The sequence below is a fragment of the Salana multivorans genome, assembly GCF_003751805.1.
Taxonomy (GTDB): domain Bacteria; phylum Actinomycetota; class Actinomycetes; order Actinomycetales; family Beutenbergiaceae; genus Salana; species Salana multivorans.
In genome coordinates this window covers 985,987-1,004,696 of the sequence record NZ_RKHQ01000002.1, presented here as the reverse complement: position 1 = coordinate 1,004,696, position 18,710 = coordinate 985,987, and the positions used below count along the sequence as shown (strand labels likewise).

General features: G+C 73.8%; 17 protein-coding genes. 15 read left to right on the top strand and 2 right to left on the bottom strand.

Annotation, left to right across the window (positions count from 1 at the left end; genetic code table 11):
- Positions 1–60 precede the first annotated feature (60 nt).
- Positions 61–2,802: a DUF7507 domain-containing protein gene (locus EDD28_RS16680; protein ID WP_170169531.1), complete on the bottom strand. Its 2,742-nt coding sequence runs from the start codon at positions 2,800–2,802 to the stop codon at positions 61–63.
- A gap of 255 nt (positions 2,803–3,057) precedes the next feature.
- Here EDD28_RS16680 and ftsY point away from each other — a divergent pair, with 255 nt between their 5' ends.
- On the top strand, positions 3,058–4,242 hold the full coding sequence (gene ftsY, locus EDD28_RS16675; protein ID WP_123740822.1) for a signal recognition particle-docking protein FtsY: 1,185 nt from the start codon (positions 3,058–3,060) through the stop codon (positions 4,240–4,242).
- Between the two features lie 25 nt (positions 4,243–4,267).
- Positions 4,268–4,642 carry a VOC family protein gene (locus EDD28_RS16670; RefSeq protein ID WP_123740821.1) on the top strand — a complete coding sequence of 125 codons (375 nt, stop codon included), beginning with the start codon at positions 4,268–4,270 and terminating at the stop codon, positions 4,640–4,642.
- A 69-nt stretch (positions 4,643–4,711) separates the two neighbouring features.
- On the opposite strand, the gene EDD28_RS16665 is transcribed toward EDD28_RS16670, so the two are convergent.
- Positions 4,712–5,776, bottom strand: coding sequence for a carbohydrate kinase family protein (locus EDD28_RS16665; protein WP_123740820.1), 1,065 nt, complete (start codon positions 5,774–5,776; stop codon positions 4,712–4,714).
- A gap of 74 nt (positions 5,777–5,850) precedes the next feature.
- Between EDD28_RS16665 and EDD28_RS16660 the strand changes: the two genes are divergently transcribed.
- The 13 genes from EDD28_RS16660 to EDD28_RS16600 all read left to right on the top strand — a co-directional run bounded on the left by EDD28_RS16660 (position 5,851) and on the right by EDD28_RS16600 (position 18,433).
- Positions 5,851–7,236 (top strand): family 4 glycosyl hydrolase, encoded by a 1,386-nt coding sequence (locus EDD28_RS16660; protein ID WP_123740819.1) that lies wholly within the window; start codon positions 5,851–5,853, stop codon positions 7,234–7,236.
- 180 nt (positions 7,237–7,416) lie between these two features.
- On the top strand, positions 7,417–8,745 hold the full coding sequence (locus EDD28_RS16655; RefSeq protein WP_123740818.1) for an ammonium transporter: 1,329 nt from the start codon (positions 7,417–7,419) through the stop codon (positions 8,743–8,745).
- Between the two features lies 1 nt (position 8,746).
- Positions 8,747–9,085: a P-II family nitrogen regulator gene (locus EDD28_RS16650; RefSeq protein ID WP_123740817.1), complete on the top strand. Its 339-nt coding sequence runs from the start codon at positions 8,747–8,749 to the stop codon at positions 9,083–9,085.
- A gap of 13 nt (positions 9,086–9,098) precedes the next feature.
- On the top strand, positions 9,099–10,973 hold the full coding sequence (locus EDD28_RS16645) for a [protein-PII] uridylyltransferase family protein (protein ID WP_123741001.1): 1,875 nt from the start codon (positions 9,099–9,101) through the stop codon (positions 10,971–10,973).
- 76 nt (positions 10,974–11,049) lie between these two features.
- Positions 11,050–12,627, top strand: a complete 1,578-nt coding sequence (ffh, locus tag EDD28_RS16640; RefSeq protein ID WP_123740816.1) for a signal recognition particle protein — start codon at positions 11,050–11,052, stop codon at positions 12,625–12,627.
- A gap of 214 nt (positions 12,628–12,841) precedes the next feature.
- Positions 12,842–13,303, top strand: a complete 462-nt coding sequence (rpsP, locus tag EDD28_RS16635; RefSeq protein WP_123740815.1) for a 30S ribosomal protein S16 — start codon at positions 12,842–12,844, stop codon at positions 13,301–13,303.
- 5 nt (positions 13,304–13,308) lie between these two features.
- Positions 13,309–13,545 carry an RNA-binding protein gene (locus tag EDD28_RS16630; protein WP_123740814.1) on the top strand — a complete coding sequence of 79 codons (237 nt, stop codon included), beginning with the start codon at positions 13,309–13,311 and terminating at the stop codon, positions 13,543–13,545.
- Between the two features lie 132 nt (positions 13,546–13,677).
- A complete protein-coding gene (rimM, locus tag EDD28_RS16625; protein WP_123740813.1) occupies positions 13,678–14,256 on the top strand; it encodes a ribosome maturation factor RimM in 579 nt (192 codons plus the stop codon).
- Positions 14,253–15,800 carry a tRNA (guanosine(37)-N1)-methyltransferase TrmD gene (locus EDD28_RS16620; RefSeq protein WP_123740812.1) on the top strand — a complete coding sequence of 516 codons (1,548 nt, stop codon included), beginning with the start codon at positions 14,253–14,255 and terminating at the stop codon, positions 15,798–15,800. Before rimM ends, EDD28_RS16620 begins: the two co-directional genes overlap by 4 nt.
- Before the next feature lie 183 nt (positions 15,801–15,983).
- Entirely contained in the window at positions 15,984–16,325 is a 342-nt protein-coding gene (rplS, locus tag EDD28_RS16615) for a 50S ribosomal protein L19 (RefSeq protein ID WP_123740811.1), read from the top strand.
- 79 nt (positions 16,326–16,404) lie between these two features.
- Positions 16,405–17,265 carry a signal peptidase I gene (gene lepB, locus EDD28_RS16610; RefSeq protein WP_245968137.1) on the top strand — a complete coding sequence of 287 codons (861 nt, stop codon included), beginning with the start codon at positions 16,405–16,407 and terminating at the stop codon, positions 17,263–17,265.
- A complete protein-coding gene (locus tag EDD28_RS16605; RefSeq protein WP_342769951.1) occupies positions 17,262–18,134 on the top strand; it encodes a ribonuclease HII in 873 nt (290 codons plus the stop codon). The genes lepB and EDD28_RS16605 overlap by 4 nt, the downstream gene beginning before the upstream one ends.
- Positions 18,131–18,433 (top strand): DUF2469 domain-containing protein, encoded by a 303-nt coding sequence (locus EDD28_RS16600; RefSeq protein WP_123740810.1) that lies wholly within the window; start codon positions 18,131–18,133, stop codon positions 18,431–18,433. Before EDD28_RS16605 ends, EDD28_RS16600 begins: the two co-directional genes overlap by 4 nt.
- The last annotated feature ends 277 nt before the right edge of the window (positions 18,434–18,710 follow it).

Genomic DNA, 18,710 nt, shown 5'->3' with positions numbered 1-18,710 from the left:
CGGAACGGCCGTGAGGCCGGACCCCCCCTAGGGTCCGGCCTCACGGTGTCGGGCACTCGATCAGCTGGTTCGGCGGCGCACTGTGAGGGCAGTGACGCCACCGGCGACCAGGATCAGAGCACCCAGTCCGGCGAGCCCGATCGCGGCACCCGTGCGAGGGAGCTGCACGGAGGGCGACGAGGGGGTGGCCGGGGCTGAGGGCGACGAGGGTGCCGCGGGCGGAGGCGTGGTGACCCTCGCGTCGTCCCGGTCGGTCACCGGCGGACCGACCGGCGGCTCACCCGTCACGACTGCGACGTTGTCGATGGTCGCGGGATCACCGGCCTGCACCGTGTACGTCGCGGTGCAGGTCATCGACGCACCCGGCGCGAGGACGGCGGGCTGGGCGGGCGCGCAGGTCAGGTCGGAGACCGTCCCACCGCCGGTGAAGGACTCCTCGCTGATGACGACGTCGGTCAGCTCGACGTTGCCCGTGTTCGTCGCCACGAAGGTGTAGGTGACGAGGTCGCCCGGGGCGGCCGTCGTGCGGTCCGGCGTCTTCACGAGGTCGATCGCCGGAGCCGAGCCGAAGTAGTGCGACGGGTCGTCCACCGGGGCGAGCGGGACCGGCGGCGTCTCGGGGTCGAGGTCGTCGTCGAAGGCGGCCGTCGCCGTCCCGATGTTCGCGTACTGCCCGGCGGTCGCCGTGCCGGTGGCGGAGAAGACCCGGACCTCGCCGACGTCGAGCACGCCGTCCTCGTCCGTGTCGCCGGAGGTCGGCGTCACGGGGACGACGACGCCCTGGTCGTCGGTCACGACGACGTCGTAGAGGTCCACCTCGCCGACGTTGGTGACCTGGTAGGTCCACACCACCTCGTCGCCGACGGGTACGTAGGGACCGGTCGGCTCGTCGGCGTCCTCGCCGTTCGTGTACTTCTTGAGGGCGAGCCCGGCGACGGACGCCTCGGCGTCGTCCTCGTCGGCGACCTGCGGTCCCGTGACCTCCTCGCCGTCCACGACGACGAACGGCGTGCCGGTGACGGAGGCGTGGTTGACCTTGCCCTCCTCGAGCGGCTCGGTGCAGGCGTAGGCCCAGGTGTCGCCCGGGGCCAGCGTGCCCGTGTCGCTCCCGGGGCCCGTCGGACCCTCGAGCGTGCCGGTGCAGTCCTCGTCCGTCAGCTCGACGTCCCTGATGGGGGTCTGGCCGACGTTGCCGACGACGATGTCCCACGTCACGTCGCCGCCGATCGGCACCACCGGCTGCGACACGGTCTTCGTCAGCTCGATCTCGCCGATGAACACCGCGGAGTCGTCGCTGTCCGGCTCGACCGGGTCGCCGGTCGGGTCCTCGCCGGTGACGGTCGCGGTGTTGACGAAGTTGTCGTCGCCGGAGGCGACGGGCTCGCCTGTGCACTCCAGGAGCACCTCGCCCTGCACCGGGAGGCTTCCGACGACGAAGCCGTCGTCGGTGAGGGTCAGCGGCGTGCCGTCGACCGAGCACGCCAGTGCGAGCGGGTCGCTCACGACGACGTTCTGCAGCGGCACGGCGCCGGCGTTGGTGACGGCGATGTTGTAGGCCGGCGTGCCACCGGGGACGAGGACCTGCCCGTCGTTGCCGTCGGGGGCTGTCTTGTCGATCATCACGGCACCGACCGGGACCGCGAGGGTGACCGCCTCGGGGTTGAAGCCCTCGTAGCCGGCCGACCGGAACAGGAGCGCGATCGACGTGGTGCCCGCCGGGACCCCGGCGATGGTGCTCGTGAAGGTGTCCTGGCTCCCGTTGAAGAAGTCGGCCGTGTCCACCCCGGGGTAGAACGAGACGTTGTTCTCGGCGTGCGAGCGGAACACGTTGACGGTCTGGCCCAGCGCGTTGGCGACGTTGGCGGAGCCGCCGTCCCAGCTCGCGACGAGGAAGTCCTCGTTGAAGCCGGGGCCGTCGGAGTTGTCACCCTCGGTCGCGGTGACCAGGACGCGCGCGCCGGGGGTCGTCGTCTTGAAGCCGTCGAAGACGAGCGGCGTCTGGCGCTGGTCAGCCCAGCGTCCCGTGTCGATGCCGAAGGAGGTGTAGACCTTGCGTGCGGCGGTGTCCATGTCACCCGGGTCGAACGAGCCGTGGTCGTAGGCGAGGTGGATCGCCCAGCCGGCGGCGCACGAGATGCCCTGGGAGCCCGCGACGTTGCCGACGGTGATGGTGTGGGTACCGCCGCCGAGCCCGCCGAGGACGTCCGTGATCTCGACGGCGCCGTGGGTCCGGATGCTGTGCTCGCGGTTGTTCGCGGGCACCTCGGCGATGTAGTCGGCCAGGCCGGCGGAGGCGTAGGCCCCGCCGTCGATCGACACCTGCGGGTCGGACGCCACCACGTCGTCGATCGAGGCGGGCGTCCGTGGGAGCTGGTAGCTCGGGTCGGCGGACGCACCGCCGCCGCACTGAGCGTTCTCGGCGGTTCCGCCGGTCTCGGGGTCGAAGCCGTCGGCTGACCAGAACAGCCACGCCTTGGCGACGGTGGCGCCAGCCGGGATCGTCACGGTCGAGCTGCTCGAGTTGAACGTCGTCGGGTCGTCGTCGACGTCGACGTAGTTCATGACGTAGCCGTTGTTGCCGTCGGTGCCGTTGTGCATTCTCGGGCACGCGAGCTGGGGCAGGGACGGGTTCGGCTGGGCGCAGACGAGCAGGCCGTTCCCGAAGGTCAGCACGTCGCCGTTGACGACGAAGCCCGTCTCGATGGGCTGCAGCAGCCCCATCGGCACGTTGGTCGCGGCGGCGGCGGGCGTCGCCGCGAGCGTCAGCGCTCCCGCCGCGGCGACGAGTCCGGTCGCTGCCATCGCCACAGGCCGTCGCCAGGCGCGTTGGCGCCCGCGAGTTGTCATGTCCATCAGGTGAGTCCCCCTCTTCGGAACAAAAGAACACCCGGGGTGAGATGCCCCGAGGACTTCCAGTGTCGGTGCGGTTCTGGCGGCACTTGGCCGTGGGACTACCTGAAACCGTCCGCGTACTACCTGTCTTTCGGGGGCGGCCACTCACGGGCTACGGAGCGTCCGGCACCGATCCCATCGCGCGGACTGGGGCAGACTGAGGGGATGGACACGACCGTCTGGATCATCCTCGCCGTCGCGGTGCTCGTCGTCGTGGTCGTCGGGCTCGTGCTCGCGAGGCGCTCGCGGCGCGGCGCCGGGGAGGTCGGGCCGGGCGACGCCCAGACCGGCGGCGAGATCCCGGCCTTCCCGCCCAGCACGGGTGAGCCCGCCGATCCCGGCGCCATCGACGGCGTCGTCATCACCCACCCGCACGGCGCGATCCAGAAGCCGGAGAACGTCGCGAGCCGGCTCGTCCGGCTGCGCGCCCGGCTCGCCCGCTCGGGCGCGCTCGGGCAGGCGCTGCTGGCCGTGCTGGGGCGCGACCACCTCGACGAGGCCGCGTGGGAGGAGCTGGAGGAGACGCTGCTCCAGGCCGACCTCGGCATCGACCCGACCACGCGCATCCTCACGGAGCTGCGCACCCGGATCCGGGTCGACGGGACGAAGGACCCGGCGCAGGTGCGGTCGATCCTGCGCGAGCTGCTGCTCGCCGAGGTCGACCCGACGATGGACCGCACGCTGCACACGCAGCGGCACGTGCTCGGCGGCAGCGCCGAGGACCCCGACTCCGTCGTCTACTTCCCGGCGACGTTCCTCATGGTCGGCGTCAACGGGACCGGCAAGACGACGACGGCCGGCAAGCTCGCCCGGCTCCTCGTCGCGGAGGACAAGACGGTCCTGCTCGGTGCGGCGGACACGTTCCGCGCCGCGGCGGCCGACCAGCTCCAGACGTGGGGCGAGCGGGTCGGGGTCGACGTCGTGCGCTCGGACCGCGAGGGCGCCGACCCCGCGAGCGTCGCCCACGACGCCGTGCTGCGCGGCGCGCGGGACGGCGTCGACGTCGTCATCGTCGACACGGCCGGCCGGTTGCAGAACAAGTCCGGCCTCATGGACGAGCTGGGGAAGATCACCCGCGTCGTGACGAAGCGGGCCCCCGTGGCCGAGTCGCTCCTCGTGCTCGACGCCACCACGGGTCAGAACGGCCTGCGTCAGGCGCGCGTGTTCGCCGAGGTCGCGCAGCTCACCGGGATCGTGCTGACGAAGCTCGACGGCTCGGCCAAGGGCGGCATCGTCGTCGCCGTCCAGCGGGAGCTGGGCATCCCGGTCAAGCTCGTCGGCCTCGGCGAGGGACCGGACGACCTCGCGCCGTTCGACCCCGAGACCTTCGTCGACGCGCTCCTCGGCTGACCGACGACCGGCGGGAGGAGCGACGATGGACCTGGTGCAGATCGCCCAGCACGCCGACGACCTCGACCGAGCGGAGAGGTTCTACACCGACCTGCTCGGGACGGGGCCGACCGGACGGTTCGACCCGCCCGGCCTGCTGTTCTTCGACCTCGGCGGGACGCGGCTCCTGCTGGACCGGGGAGCGCCGTCCGCCCTGGTCTACCTCCGCGTCGCGCGGCTCCGGGAGCTGGTCGAGGAGCTGCGGGCGGCCGGCGTCCCGATCGAGGGCGAGCCGCACGTCATCTTCGAGCACGCCGACGATCGCCTCGGCCCCACCGGCACCCGGGAGTGGCAGGCGTTCATCCGCGACAGCGAGGGGAACCTGGTCGGTCTCGTCGAGCAGCTTCCGCCGTCGTCCTAGGAGTCGGCGACCGCTCGGCCCGCAGCGGGCGTCGAGCCGGTGCTCGCCGGGGTGCCGGTGCTCGTCGGTTCAGCCCGCGTCGGAGAACCGCGCGATGGTCGCCTCGGCGCGCCGGACCCGCGGCGCGTCGACGCTCGGCAGGCAGTCCGCGAGGAACCCGTAGCGCGTCACGAGGTCGAGGGCGACCGGGTCGCCCTCCCGCGCGGCCGTCTGGCGCTCGCGCCACCAGTCCGCGACGTCGCCCCAGCCGGGCGCAGCGAGCGAGCCGCCGACCTGGGTGATGGCGAGCGCCGAGCAGAGCGAGGCGAACCGCAGCCGCTGGTCGAGGGGCCAGCCGGACAGCGTGCCGAGCACGATCGCGGCGGCGAACACGTCGCCCGCGCCGGTGGTGTCGATCGGCGCCACCGGGACGGCGGGGACGCTCGCCCGCTCGCCGGTCGTGCCGTCGACGGCCGTGACGCCGTCCCGCCCGCACGTGACGATCGCCAGCGGCACGCGCTCGGCGAGGGCGTCGACGGCGGCGTCGACGCTGTCGGTCCGCGTGTAGCCCATCGCCTCGCCGGCGTTCGGGATGAACGCGTGGCACCCGGCGAGCGCGTCGAGGATGCGGCGGTCCCACTGCTGCGCCGAGTCCCACCCGGCCGAGGCGAACACGAGCGCGCCGTCGGCGGCGCACCGGCGCCACCAGTCCTCCTCGCGGACCGTCTCGTCGCCGATGTCGACGAGCACGGCGCGCGTGCGCGGCGTCGTCCGGAGCATCTGCGCGACCGACGTCGGCCACGGGTGCCCGTGCGTGACGAACGCCCGGTCGTCGTCATAGTTGAGCGCGACGGTGACGGGCGTGTGCTCGCCGTGGTGGCGCTGGGAGTAGCGCAGGTCGATCCGCTCCTGGTCGCGCAGCACCGACCAGAGCCAGTCCGCGTACAGGTCGTCGCCGAAGCCCGAGGCGACCGACGTCCGCAGACCCAGCCGCGCCGCCGCGACCGCGAGGTTGGCGATGCCGCCGGGCGCCGTTCCCATGCCGTCGACCCACACCTCGGTCCCCGGTCGCGGCAGGTGGGGGAACCCCGTGAACACGATGTCGAAGAACACGGTCCCCGCGAGGAGGAGATCCAGCTCGGGCTCGTCGGTCATGGCCGTGAGTCTGTCATCCCGCGACGTCCGCGCCGGGCTCCGCCGTGCGGGCGCGGCCGGATAGCGTTGGACCCATGCGACTGACGATCCTTGGCGGCGGAGGGTTCCGCGTCCCGCTGGTCGTCGACGCGGTCTCGCGAGCCCGCGACCGCGTCGACATCGACGAGATCGTGCTCCACGACGTCGACGCCGAGCGGCTCGCGGTCATCCGGGCCGTGGTGGCCGAGCAGGTGGCGGGACGCGCCGGCGGGTCCGACGCGCCGCGGGTCCGCGTCGAGCGCGACCTGCGCGCGGCCGTCGCCGACGCCGCCATCGTGTTCTCGGCGATCCGCGTCGGTGGCACGCGGGGCCGGGTGGACGACGAGCGGGTGGCGCGCGACCTCGGGCTGCTCGGCCAGGAGACCGTCGGCCCGGGCGGGCTCGCCTACGCGATGCGGACCGTGCCCGTGGTCGACGCGATCGCGTCCGTCGTCGCCCAGGCGGCACCGCAGGCGTGGGTCGTCAACTTCACCAACCCGGCCGGCCTCGTGACCGAGGCGATGCGCGCGCGGCTCGGCGACCGCGTCGTCGGGATCTGCGACACGCCCATCGGGCTGGTGCGCAGCGCGGCCAGGGCGGCGGGACTGCCCGAGCGCGGCGCGACGGGGGACTACCTCGGGCTCAACCACCTCGGCTGGCTGCGCTCGCTCGTCCACGACGGCACCGACCACCTGCCGGCGCTGCTCGCGAGCGACGAGGCGCTGCTCCGGCTCGACGAGGCCGCGCTCTACGACGTCGCGTGGCTTCGCGCGATCGGCTGCCTGCCGGGGGAGTACCTGCACTACTACGAGCGAGAGGCGCCTGACGGACCGGCCGGGAGCCACGAGGGCGGCGACGGACCGGCCGGGCACGACGAGGGCCGCGCCGCCTACCTCGCCCGCCAGCAGGGGGAGTTCTTCGCCGCCGGACCGGGGGTCGGGGCGGCGCGGCGATGGCGTGCGGCGCTCGCGGAGCGCGAGAACACCTACATGGCCGACGCCAGGACCCGGGAGCACACCGACCTCGGGCGCGACGAGAAGGGCGATCGGCAGGGCGGCGGCTACCACGAGGTCGCGGTCGACCTCATGGCGGCGCTCCTGGGCGGCGACCCCGCGTGGATGATCCTCAACCTCGCGAACGACGGCGTCGTCCCGGCGCTCCCGGACGACGCCGTCATCGAGGTGTCGGCCCGCGTCGACGCCGGTGGCGCGCGACCGGCCGGCCCGCACGCGGAGCTGTCGCTGGCGCAGCTCGGGCTGGTCGCCGGCGTGAAGGCGTGCGAGCGCCTCGCCATCGAGGCCGCGCGGACCGGCTCCCGCGAGCTGGCGTGGCGCGCGTTCGCCGAGCACCCGCTGGTCAGCTCGCCCGAGCTCGGCCGGCGCCTGCTCGACGGCTACCTCGCAGCCGAGCCGAGGCTGCGCGAGGTGCTGACGGCGCCGTAGGCGCCGCGTCGTCCGCCCCGTGTGACGCGCCCGCAACGCGACGTTCACGCGCGCGACGTCCCGACTCGCGATCGTGACGTCCCGGAAATCCACGGAGGGGCTGCTCGAAACCGCGCGCCGTGATTCTCGTTCCACCGGCGGCCGCATCGGCCGGCCCGGGTAGACGAGGAGGTATCCCGCATGGAGTGGGACAGCGGAAACGCGGCATGGATGCTCACGGCATCCTCCCTGGTACTGCTGATGACGCCGGGACTGGCGCTCTTCTACGGAGGCATGTCCCGAGCCAAGTCCGTGCTCAACATGATGATGATGTCCTTCGGCGTCATGGGGATCGTCGGCGTCATCTACATCCTGTGGGGATGGTCGATGTCGTACGGCACCCAGAGTGTCGGGGGCATCTTCAACAACCCCTTCGAGAGCTTCGGCCTCTCGGGGGTCATCTACGACGCGGGTGGGGAGTGGATCGAGGGCCTCGGCGCCTACCCGCAGATCATCGACATCGCCTTCCAGGTGACGTTCGCCATCATCACGACCGCCCTCATCTCCGGTGCGCTCGCCGAGCGCGTCAAGTTCTCCGCCTGGATGATCTTCGCCGGCATCTGGGTGACGCTGGCCTACTTCCCGATGGCCCACATGGTCTGGGGCGGCGGCCTGCTCTCCGGGGCCGAGGGCTCCATCGCGGCCGCGCTGTTCGGGGTCGACGCCGACGGCGTCGCGAACACGGCGCCCATCGACTTCGCCGGCGGCACCGTCGTCCACATCAACGCCGGCATCGCCGCGCTGGTCCTCGCGCTCGTCATCGGCAAGCGCCGCGGGTTCGGCCGGGTCCCGATGAAGCCGCACAACCTGACGCTCACGATGCTCGGGGCCGGCCTCCTGTGGTTCGGCTGGTTCGGGTTCAACGCCGGCTCGGCCTTCGCGGCCGACGGGCTCGCCGGCTGGGCGTGGGTCAACACGACGGCCGCGACCGCCGCCGCGATCCTCGGCTGGCTCGCCGTCGAACGGATCCGTGACGGTCACGCCACGTCGCTCGGCGCCGCGTCCGGGGTCGTCGCCGGTCTCGTCGCGATCACGCCGGCGGCCGGTGCGCTCAACCCGGTCGGCTCGCTCGTCCTCGGCGCGATCGCCGGTGTCGCCTGCGCCTACGCCGTCGGCCTGAAGTACCGGCTCGGCTTCGACGACTCGCTCGACGTCGTCGGCGTCCACCTGGTCGGCGGGCTCGTCGGGACCGTCCTCATCGGCTTCCTCGCCGTCGACGGCTCCGTGTTCTTCTCCGACGGCCACCTGGGCTTCGGCGGCTTCGAGCAGCTCGCCATCCAGGTCATCATCGCGCTGGTCGCGCTCGTCTTCTCCGGTGTCATCACGTGGCTCGTCGCCATCGCCATCAAGGCGACGGTCGGCTGGCGGATCACCGAGGAGAGCGAGATCAGCGGCATCGACCTGACCGAGCACGGCGAGTCCGCCTACGAGGGCATCGCGGCCGGTCGCTTCGCAACGGAGGGTAAGTGAGATGAAGCTCGTCACCGCAGTCATCCAGCCGCACCGGCTCGACGACGTGAAGTCCGCCCTCGAGGCGGCCGGAGTCCGGGGCATGACCGTGAGCGAGGCGAGCGGCTACGGCCGCCAGCACGGTCACACCGAGGTCTACCGGGGCGCCGAGTACACCGTCGATCTCATCCCGAAGGTCCGGCTCGAGGTCCTCGTGGCCGCCGAGACCGCCGCGACGGTGGTCGACGCCATCGTCCAGGCCGCGACGTCGGGGAAGATCGGCGACGGCAAGGTGTGGGTCGTGCCGGTCGACGACGTCGTCCGCGTCCGCACCGGTGAGCACGGCGCCGGGGCGCTGTGATCCGGAGGTCACCGTGACCGACCGTCCACCGGCGCAGCAGGTGGTGTCGTCGACACGATCGACGGGGGAGGTCCCGCACCCGGGTGTGCGGGACCTTCCCCGTCTGCGTCTCGAGCTCGACGCCCGCGTCCGCGCCACCCGCCCCGGCCCCGATCGCGCCTCCGGGTCGGCGGCCGACATGCGCACCGGCCGCGAGCACCGGCACCGGCTGGCGGAGCTGGTCGACGGGGCGCTCCAGACGCTCTGGGCCGAGGCGACCCGATCGGTCGGGGGCGTGCCCGACACCGGGGTCGCCCTCGGCGTCGTCGGCTCCCAGGGGCGGCGCGACGCCGGCCCGACGAGCGACCTGGACTGCCTCCTGGTCCACGACGGCCGCTCGCTGAGCGAGGCGCAGGTCGAGGAGCTGGCCAGGGCCCTGTGGTACCCGATCTGGGACGCCGGGCTCGCCCTCGACCACTCCGTCCGCACGCTCGCGCAGTGCCGCCGGGTCGCCTCGGCCGACCTCGTCGCCGCCGTCGGCCTGCTCGACCTGCGCCCGGTCGCCGGCGACCGCGACCTCGTCGTCGACGCCCGCTCCGCGCTGCTCGCCGACTGGCGCGGGGCGGCCAGGCGGCGGCTGCCCGAGCTGCTCGACTCCGTCGCCGAGCGTGCCGAGCGCAGCGGCGACCTCGCCTACCTCCTCGAGCCGGACCTGAAGGAGGCGCGGGGCGGCATCCGGGACGCCGTCGTGACCGAGGCGCTGGTGGCGACCTGGCTCGCCGACCGGCCGCACGGCCCCTTCGACCGCGCCGCCGACCACCTCCTCACGGTCCGCGACGCCGTCGCGCTCGAGACGGGACGTCCGGGCGCCCGGCTGCTCCAGGTCGACGCGGACGCCGTGGCCCGACGGCTCGGCTACCCCGACCGGGACGAGCTGGCGGCCTCGCTCGCGGAGGCGGCTCGCACCGTCTCCTACACGCTCGACGTCACGACCCGCCGGGCGCGCAAGGCCGCACGGCGCTCGCCGCTCGCGGTGGCGCGGCCGTTCCTCGTCCGCGGTCGGCGCGAGGCGCCCCGGCTGCGCAGCCTCGCCGACGGCCTCGTCGAGCACGACGGCGAGATCGTGCTGGCCGCCGACGCCCGGCCGGGCGAGGACCGGCTGCTGTCCCTGCGCGCGGCCGCCACGGCGGCGACCACCGGGCTGCCCCTGTCGCCCGTGACGGTCACGGCGCTCGCCGAGGCCCCGGCCCCGCGGCAGCCGTGGCCGGACCCCGCGCTCCGCGACCTGCTGACGCTGCTCGGGTCCGGCCGCGCGCAGCTTCCCGTGTGGGAGGCGCTCGACCTCGCCGGCGTCGTCACCCGCTGGTTCCCGCCGTGGCGGGACGTGCGCAACCGCCAGCAGCGCAACCCGTTCCACGTGTTCACCGTCGACCGCCACCTCGTCGAGACGGCCGCGAACGCCTCGGAGATGTCGGTGGGCCCGGCGATGTCGGTGGACCCGGCGACCGGGCCGGTCCCGTCCGGCCGGGACACCCTCCTGCTCGCCGCGCTGTTCCACGACATCGGGAAGGTCGCGGGGGAGACGGACCACTGCGCCGCTGGCGCGGCGATCGTCCGGGAGCTGCTGCCGCGGCTCGGCGTTCCCCGCGAGCCGGCCGAGGACGTCGAGCTGCTCGTGCGGCACCACCTCCTGCTGGCCGAGCTGGCGACGAGGGCCGACCCGGAGGATCCGGCGACGGCCGGCACCGTCGTCGAGGCGCTCGGGGGCCGCGCCGACCTGCTGGAGCTGCTGCGACTGCTCACCGAGGCCGACTCCCGCGCCGCGGGACCGACGGCCTGGACACCGTGGCGGGCCGGGCTCGTCGACACGCTCACGCGGCGGTCGCGCGCGGCGCTCGCGATACCCTGAACCTCGCCCCATGCACGCGCTGCCCGGCGGTCGTGCCGTCTCCCGGTCGCCGGAACCGTCAACGAACGAGGTCTGAGTGTTCGCCAGCCTGTCCGACCGCATCACCCAGGCCCTCTCCTCCCTGCGGGGGAAGGGCCGCCTGTCCGACGCCGACATCGCCGCGTCCATCGGTGAGATCCGCCGCGCGCTGCTCGATGCCGACGTCGCGCTCCCGGTCGTGCGGGACTTCACGGCGACGGTGCGCGAGCGCGCGGAGCAGGCCGAGCTGTCCAAGGTGCTCAACCCCGCGCAGCAGATCGTCAAGATCGTCCACGAGGAGCTGACCCGGATCCTCGGCGGCCACACGCGGGACCTCCGGTTCGCCAAGCGCGGCCCGACCGTCTACCTCCTCGCCGGCCTCCAGGGCGCCGGAAAGACCACGCTCGCCGGCAAGCTCGGCAAGTGGCTGCGCGAGCAGGGCCACACGCCCCTGCTCGTCGCCGCCGACCTGCAGCGCCCCAATGCCGTGCAGCAGCTCCAGATCGTCGGCGACGGCGCCGGTGTCGCGGTGTGGGCTCCCGAGCCCGGCAACGGCGTCGGGAACCCGGTCGAGGTCGCGCGCACCGGCGTCCAGCACGCCCGGGACGCCTTCTACGACGTCGTCGTCGTCGACACCGCGGGCCGGCTCGGCGTCGACGCGGAGATGATGCAGCAGGCCGCGGACATCCGCGACGCGGTCGACCCGCAGGAGATCCTGTTCGTCATCGACGCGATGATCGGTCAGGACGCCGTCACGACGGCGAACGCGTTCGCCGAGGGCGTCGGCTTCACCGGCGTCGTGCTGTCCAAGCTCGACGGCGACGCCCGCGGTGGTGCGGCGCTGTCCGTCGCCTCGATCACCGGCGTCCCGGTCATGTTCGCCTCGACCGGCGAGAAGGTCGGCGACTTCGAGCGCTTCCACGCCGACCGGATGGCGTCGCGCATCCTCGACATGGGCGACGTCATGACGCTCATCGAGCAGGCCGAGCGCGCGTTCGACGAGGAGCAGGCCGCCGAGATGGCGGCCAAGATCGCCGGCGACGGCGACTTCACGCTCGAGGACTTCCTCGTGCAGATGCAGCAGATGCGTCAGCTCGGGTCGATGAAGAAGATGCTCGGCATGCTGCCCGGCATGGGGCAGATCCGCGAGCAGCTCGAGAACTTCGACGAGCGCGAGGTCGACCGCGTCGAGGCGATCGTCCGGTCCATGACGCCGGAGGAGCGCCGCACCCCCAAGATCATCAACGGCTCGCGCCGCTCGCGCATCGCGCGCGGGTCCGGCGTCACCGTGACCGAGGTCAACGGGCTGCTCGACCGGTTCGAGCAGGCCAAGACGATGATGCGCTCGATGGCTCGCGGCGGCGGAGCCCCCGGCGTGCCCGGCGGCTTCGGCATGGGGTCGATGCCCGGCATGGGCAAGAAGTCCAAGGGCCGCATGCAGGCCCCGCCCCAGCGCGGCAAGAAGTCCCGCTCCGGCAACCCGGCCAAGCGGGCGGCGCAGGAGCGGGCGGCGGCGGAGCGGGCCGAGTCGTCCGGCGTCCGGCCCGCCGCCGGCAGCGCGTTCGGGCTCACCGACCCCGACGCACCGCCGAAGCTCGACCTGCCCGAGGGGCTCGGGAAGTTCCTCGGCCGCTGACCCGCGTCGTCGGCGCGCGTCCCGGCGCTGGTCGCCGGTGCGCGCCAGCCGACGCGCGTCACGGGCACCGCTCGCCGTCTGGCAGAATGGTCGGTTGAACCCGGCGCCTGCGGCCCTCTCTCCGCGGTGCGACGTGTCCCGAGCAGCAGATCGTGGGTGCCCCACGCCCGCACGTCTGCGCCAGCTCACCACCAACCTAGGAGTAACCACCACCGTGGCCGTCAAGATTCGCCTCAAGCGCCTGGGCAAGATCCGTGCGCCGTACTACCGCGTCGTCGTCGCTGACTCCCGCACCAAGCGGGACGGTCGCGTCATCGAGGAGATCGGGAAGTACCACCCGACCGAGGAGCCGTCGCTCATCGACATCGTCTCCGACCGCGCGCAGTACTGGCTCTCGGTCGGCGCCCAGCCCACCGAGCAGGTCCTCGCGCTGCTCAAGGTGACGGGCGACTGGCAGAAGTTCAAGGGTGAGCCGGGCGCCGAGGGCACCCTGCGCACCAAGGACACCGCCGCCGTCTCCGTCGCCGCTGAGGCCGCCGTCGCCGCCGCCGAGGCCGACGCCGAGAAGCTCAAGGCCAAGGCGTCCGCCGACAAGGCCGCCGCCGAGGCCGCTGCCGCCGCTCCGGCCGAGGCCGACGAGGCAGCCGCCGACGAGGCCGAGAGCACCGAGGCCTGAGCATCGTGCTCGCCGACGCGCTCGAGCACCTCGTGCGGGGCATCGTCGACCACCCGGACGAGGTCCGGGTCTCCACGCGCGCCGCGCGCCGCGGGGACCTGCTGGAGCTGAGGGTCCACCCCAGCGACCTCGGCCGGGTCATCGGCCGGTCCGGTCGGACCGCCCGGGCGCTGCGCACCGTCGTCGGGGCGCTCGCCAAGGGCCCGGTGCGGGTCGACGTCGTCGACGTCGACCGCCGCTGAGCCTCACCGATCCACCGCCGCAGGGCCGTCCCATCCGGACGGCCCTGCGGTGTTTCGGCCGCGCGGAGCCTGGGTGGCGCCGCGCGGCGCGCCGGTCGCGCCACCCGTGAAGTCCACCAACCGGAGGCTCCCGTGCCAGTTCCCGACGGTCTCGTCGTCCTCGCCAGGCTCGGCGCCGCGCACGGTCTGCGCGGCGACGTCAAGCTCGAGATCCGGACCGACGATCCCGGCCGGCTCGCCGTCGGGACCAGCGTCGTCACGGACGACGAGCTGGTCGGTGAGCTGACGATCGCCCGCCGCCGGACGTCGGGTGCCGCCCAGCTCATCGCCTTCGACCAGGTCACCGACCGCGCGGACGCCGAGGCGCTCACCGGTCTCCTCCTGCTCGCCCCGGCGGTCGAGGAGGAGGACGCCTGGTACCCCGACGACCTCGTCGGCCTCGAGGCGCGCTCGCTCGACGGGCGCGTGCTCGGTGCGGTCGTCGCGGTCGAGGACTCCCCGGCGCACCACCTGCTCGTCGTGCGCGAGCCGTCCGGCGCCCGGACGCTCGTGCCGTTCGTCGCGGCCATCGTCCCCGAGGTCGACGTCGCGGGCGGCACGCTCGTGCTCGACGCGCCCGGTGGACTGCTCCAGGACGAGCCCGGCGAGCCCGAGGTGGTGCCGCCCGGCGGACCGGACGAGGGACCGGGGGAGCCGGAGGGACAGGCGTGAGCGCGGGCACCACGACCGTCGCGCCCCGCGTCGACGTCGTCACGATCTTCCCGGAGTACCTGGCGCCGCTCGAGCTCTCGCTCATCGGCAAGGCTCGCGTCTCGGGCCTGGTCGACCTGCGCGTGCACGACCTGCGCGAGCACGCCCACGACCGTCACCGCACCGTCGACGACGCCCCGCTCGGCGGCGGCGCCGGCATGGTGATGAAGCCGGACGTCTGGTTCGAGGCGGTCGAGGCCGTCGTCGCCGACGACCCGCGCGACCTCGTGGTGCTCGTGCCGACCCCGTCGGGCACCCCGCTGACGCAGGCCGTCGCGGCCCGGCTCGCGGTGGAGCTCGGGGGGCTGCGGGGGGACCACCGCGAGACGGAGCCGGCCGACCGCGTCGGACCCGACGGCCTCGGCGGCCTCCCTGGTGACGGCGGTGACGGCACCGATGGCGCTGGCGGTCCTGACGGTGACGGCGGTCCGGAGGCCGGGCGGAACCGCGACGACGCCGCTGGTCGCGACGGGGTGCCGCGGGTGCGCGGCCTGGTGCTGTGCGGACGGTACGAGGGCATCGACGCCCGCGTCGTCGAGGAGCTGCGGGAGCACCCCCGGGTGAGCGAGGTGGTCGAGTTCTCCCTCGGCGACTTCGTCCTCAACGGCGGCGAGGTGGCGGCGATGGCCCTGCTCGAGGCCGTGGTCCGGCTGCTGCCGGGCGTCCTCGGCAACCCGGAGTCGGTGGTCGAGGAGTCGTTCGGCGATGCGTCCGAGCCCCTGCTGGAGTACCCGGTCTACACACGCCCGGCCGAGTGGAACGGACGCGCGGTGCCGCACGTCCTCCTGTCCGGGCACCACGCGGCGATCCGGCGCTGGCGTCGGGACGCCTCGCTGCGGCGGACCGCCGAGCGCCGCCCCGACCTCGTGCGCCGGCTCGACGTCGCGCGTCTGGACGGGCACGACCGCGAGGTGCTCGCGTCCGTCGGCGTCGTCGTCGCGCGGGACGGCCGGCTCGCCGGCCCCTTCACCGTCGAGCGCGCCGAGCTGGGCTGCGAGGCCGTGCTCGCCGACGTCGCCGCGGTCACGTTCCCGCTCGCCTGCCCGGACGGCGCGGTGCTCGGCGACGTGCGCCGGCACGTGGCGCAGCACCTGTCGGAGCGCGCGTGGCAGCGCCACCTGTCCGACCCGGCGCACACGACCTTCCTCCTGCGCGACGCCGACGGCACGCCGTCCGGGTTCAGCCTCCTGCTGCGCGGCGACGCCCAGGGCGAGGACGTCCGGCAGGTCGGGGTGCCGCCGGAGGAGCTGGTCGAGCTCTCGAAGTTCTACCTGCTCCCGCGACTGCGCGGGACGGGTGCGGCCGACGCGCTCATGACGGCGACGCTCGCCTCCGTCGCGCCGCGCGACGGACGCGGCCTCACGGGGGTGTGGCTCGGCACGAACGCCGGGAACTCGCCGGCCCAGCGCGCGTACCTGCGGCACGGGTTCGTCGCCGTCGGGACGCGGACGTACCGCGTCGGGGACGACCTGCACGACGACGTCGTGATGCTCCGGCGGTTCTGACCGGGCGGGCCGGTTCGACCCGGCCCCGCGGCTGTGGCAGACTGGTCCGCTGGGTCTCGCGCCGTTCCGGTCCACTGCCACAGGGGTGGGTCGACTCAGGGGGCGGACCCCACCCGAACCAACGACGGGCGCGCACGCGCCCAGATCATCGCGTGGACCTGTGGCCCGCGACGAGGAGTCAACATGAACACGCTCGACGCGATCGACGCAGCCTCGCTGCGCTCCGACATCCCCGAGTTCCGCGCCGGCGACACGCTCAAGGTGCACGTCAAGGTCGTCGAGGGCAACCGCTCCCGCGTCCAGGTCTTCCAGGGCGTCGTCATCGCCCGCCAGGGTGGCGGCATCGGCGAGACCTTCACGATCCGCAAGGTGAGCTTCGGCGTCGGCGTCGAGCGCGTGTTCCCCGTGCACACCCCGACGATCGACCGCATCGAGGTCGTCACCCGCGGCGACGTGCGCCGCGCCAAGCTCTACTACCTGCGCAACCTCCGCGGCAAGGCTGCGAAGATCAAGGAGAAGCGCTGACCTCAGCCCTGCGGTGACCCGGTCACCGCAGGCCCGTCACGCACACCGACGCACCGAGCCCGGCCCACGAGGAGGACCATTGACCGACCTCGAGGAGCCGGGCTCGGCCGTTCCCGACGACGCCGCGGGCGGCGCGGGTCCGGACGCGGGCGGCGATGCGACGGGTGCCGAGGGGAGCGCGACCGGCACGGGACGCGATGCGGCCGGTTCCGGGCAGACGCCGACGGCCGAGACGCGGCGGGGACGCCGGGCGACGGACGGCAAGCCGCCCCGCCGGATGTCCGCGCTGCGGGAGACGGCCATCGTGCTGGGCACGGCGCTCGTGCTCTCCCTGCTCATCAAGACGTTCCTCGTCCAGTCGTTCTTCATCCCGAGCGAGTCGATGGAGCCGACGCTCGTGAAGGGCGACCGGGTGCTCGTCTCGCGGCTCGTCCCGGGACCTCTCGACCTCCACCGCGGCGACATCGTGGTGTTCGTCGACCCGGGCGACTGGCTGCGTGACCCGCAGGAGACGATGAACCCCGTCCAGCGCGTGCTCGTCACGGCGGGCGAGTGGGTCGGTCTCCTGCCGGCCAACACCGGCTCGCACCTCATCAAGCGGGTGATCGGGCTCCCGGGCGACCACGTGGTGTGCTGCGACCCGACCGGCCGGATCACCGTCAACGGCGTCTCCCTGGACGAGCCGTACGTCATGCCCGGCGCCGCGCCCAGCCTCACCGAGTTCGACGTCGTCGTGCCGGACGGCAACCTGTGGGTGCTCGGGGACAACCGGGGCAACTCGGGCGACTCCCGCGCCCACATGGGCGGTCCCGGCGGCGGGTTCGTCCCGATGGAGGGAGTCGTCGGCGTCGCGCAGGTCCGCCTGTGGCCCTTCGACCGGTTCGGGGTGCTGCACAACCCGGGGGCGACCTTCGTCGACGTCCCCGACCCGACGCCGTGACCGCCGGGACGCCGCCGAGCCGTCGGCTGGAGCGCGAGCTCGCCGCGGCGCGGGACGGTTCCGGCGAGCACGTCGTCGTCGGGGCGATGGACGAGGTCGGCCGCGGCTGTCTCGCCGGGCCGGTGAGCGTCGGCATCGTCGTGTCCGATCTCGTGCGCCGCGTCCCGACGGGGCTGCGCGACTCCAAGCTGCTGCCCAGCCACCGCCGCGAGGCGCTGGTGCGGCCCATCCGGTCGTGGGCGCTCGCCTGCGCCGTCGGGCACGCGAGCGCCGCCGAGATCGACGACGTCGGCATCATGGCCGCGCTCGCCCTCGCCGGTCGGCGGGCGCTCGCCGCGATCCACGCGGCCGGCCTGGTCCCGGCCGTCCTGCTGCTGGACGGGAACCACGACTGGTTCACGCGCCGCGTCGACCTGTTCTCCGCGCTGGAGGACGGTTCGGTTGGGCAGTCGTTCCCGGCGGGGCCGGCGATCCCGACGGGGCAGCGGGTCCCGGCGGGGCCGGCGATCCTGCCCGAGCACGAGCCGCGCGTCGTCGTCCGGATCAAGGCGGACATGACGTGCACCGGGGTGGCCGCCGCGAGCATCCTCGCCAAGGTCGAGCGGGACGCGATGATGCGCGAGGCGCACGCCGCGGACCCGCGGTACGCGTGGGACGAGAACAAGGGGTACGCCTCGCCGAGCCACATCGCCGCGCTCGCGCAGCACGGACCGTCCGGGCTGCACCGGCGCAGCTGGCGGCTGCCCGGCGTCGGGTCGGCGGGTCTCGGCTCGGCAGTCGGCGCCGAGCCGCCGACGGGCGCCGGGCTCGGTCCGGCCGGCGGGCTCGACTCGGAGGAGACGCTCGAACGCGGCATGATGGTCTCGTGAGTGCAGAGGACCTGGAGAACTACGAGACCGAGATGGAGCTCGCGCTCTACCGCGAGTACCGGGACGTCGTCGGACTGTTCTCCTACGTGGTCGAGACCGAGCGCCGCTTCTACCTCGCCAACCACGTCGACCTGCAGGTGCGCTCGGCCGGCGGCGAGGTGTTCTTCGAGCTCTCCCTCGCCGACGCGTGGGTCTGGGACGTCTACCGCTCGGCGCGGTTCGTCAAGCAGGTGCGCGTCGTGACGTTCAAGGACGTCAACGTCGAGGAGCTGTCCAAGGCCGACCTCCAGGTTCCCTGAGCCTCACCCGAGCCCTTCCAAGCGCTCTGGAGCCGCTGCCGGCCCGCCGCGTCGTCGCGGCTGACCGATCCGCCGGCTCGACCGTCGTCTCCCGCGCCCGCGACCGGACGCGCCTGATCAGCCGGTGAACGACCTGGCTCCGACGGCCGGCCCATGCCGCCGCGACCGTTGATCCGACGCCGACCAGCGCTGTCCACACGGTCGCGAGACGACGCCCTCTCCTGACCGTGCACAGGCCCCGCGCGGCCTGCTCCTCCCGTGCCCGATGGTGGGTCCG

Coding starts and splice junctions, on each gene's coding strand:
- EDD28_RS16680 (WP_170169531.1), bottom strand. CDS start 2,802: ATGGCAGCGACCGGACTCGTCGCCGCGGCGGGAGCGCTGACGCTCGCG.
- ftsY (WP_123740822.1), top strand. CDS start 3,058: ATGGACACGACCGTCTGGATCATCCTCGCCGTCGCGGTGCTCGTCGTC.
- EDD28_RS16670 (WP_123740821.1), top strand. CDS start 4,268: ATGGACCTGGTGCAGATCGCCCAGCACGCCGACGACCTCGACCGAGCG.
- EDD28_RS16665 (WP_123740820.1), bottom strand. CDS start 5,776: ATGACCGACGAGCCCGAGCTGGATCTCCTCCTCGCGGGGACCGTGTTC.
- EDD28_RS16660 (WP_123740819.1), top strand. CDS start 5,851: ATGCGACTGACGATCCTTGGCGGCGGAGGGTTCCGCGTCCCGCTGGTC.
- EDD28_RS16655 (WP_123740818.1), top strand. CDS start 7,417: ATGGAGTGGGACAGCGGAAACGCGGCATGGATGCTCACGGCATCCTCC.
- EDD28_RS16650 (WP_123740817.1), top strand. CDS start 8,747: ATGAAGCTCGTCACCGCAGTCATCCAGCCGCACCGGCTCGACGACGTG.
- rplS (WP_123740811.1), top strand. CDS start 15,984: ATGAACACGCTCGACGCGATCGACGCAGCCTCGCTGCGCTCCGACATC.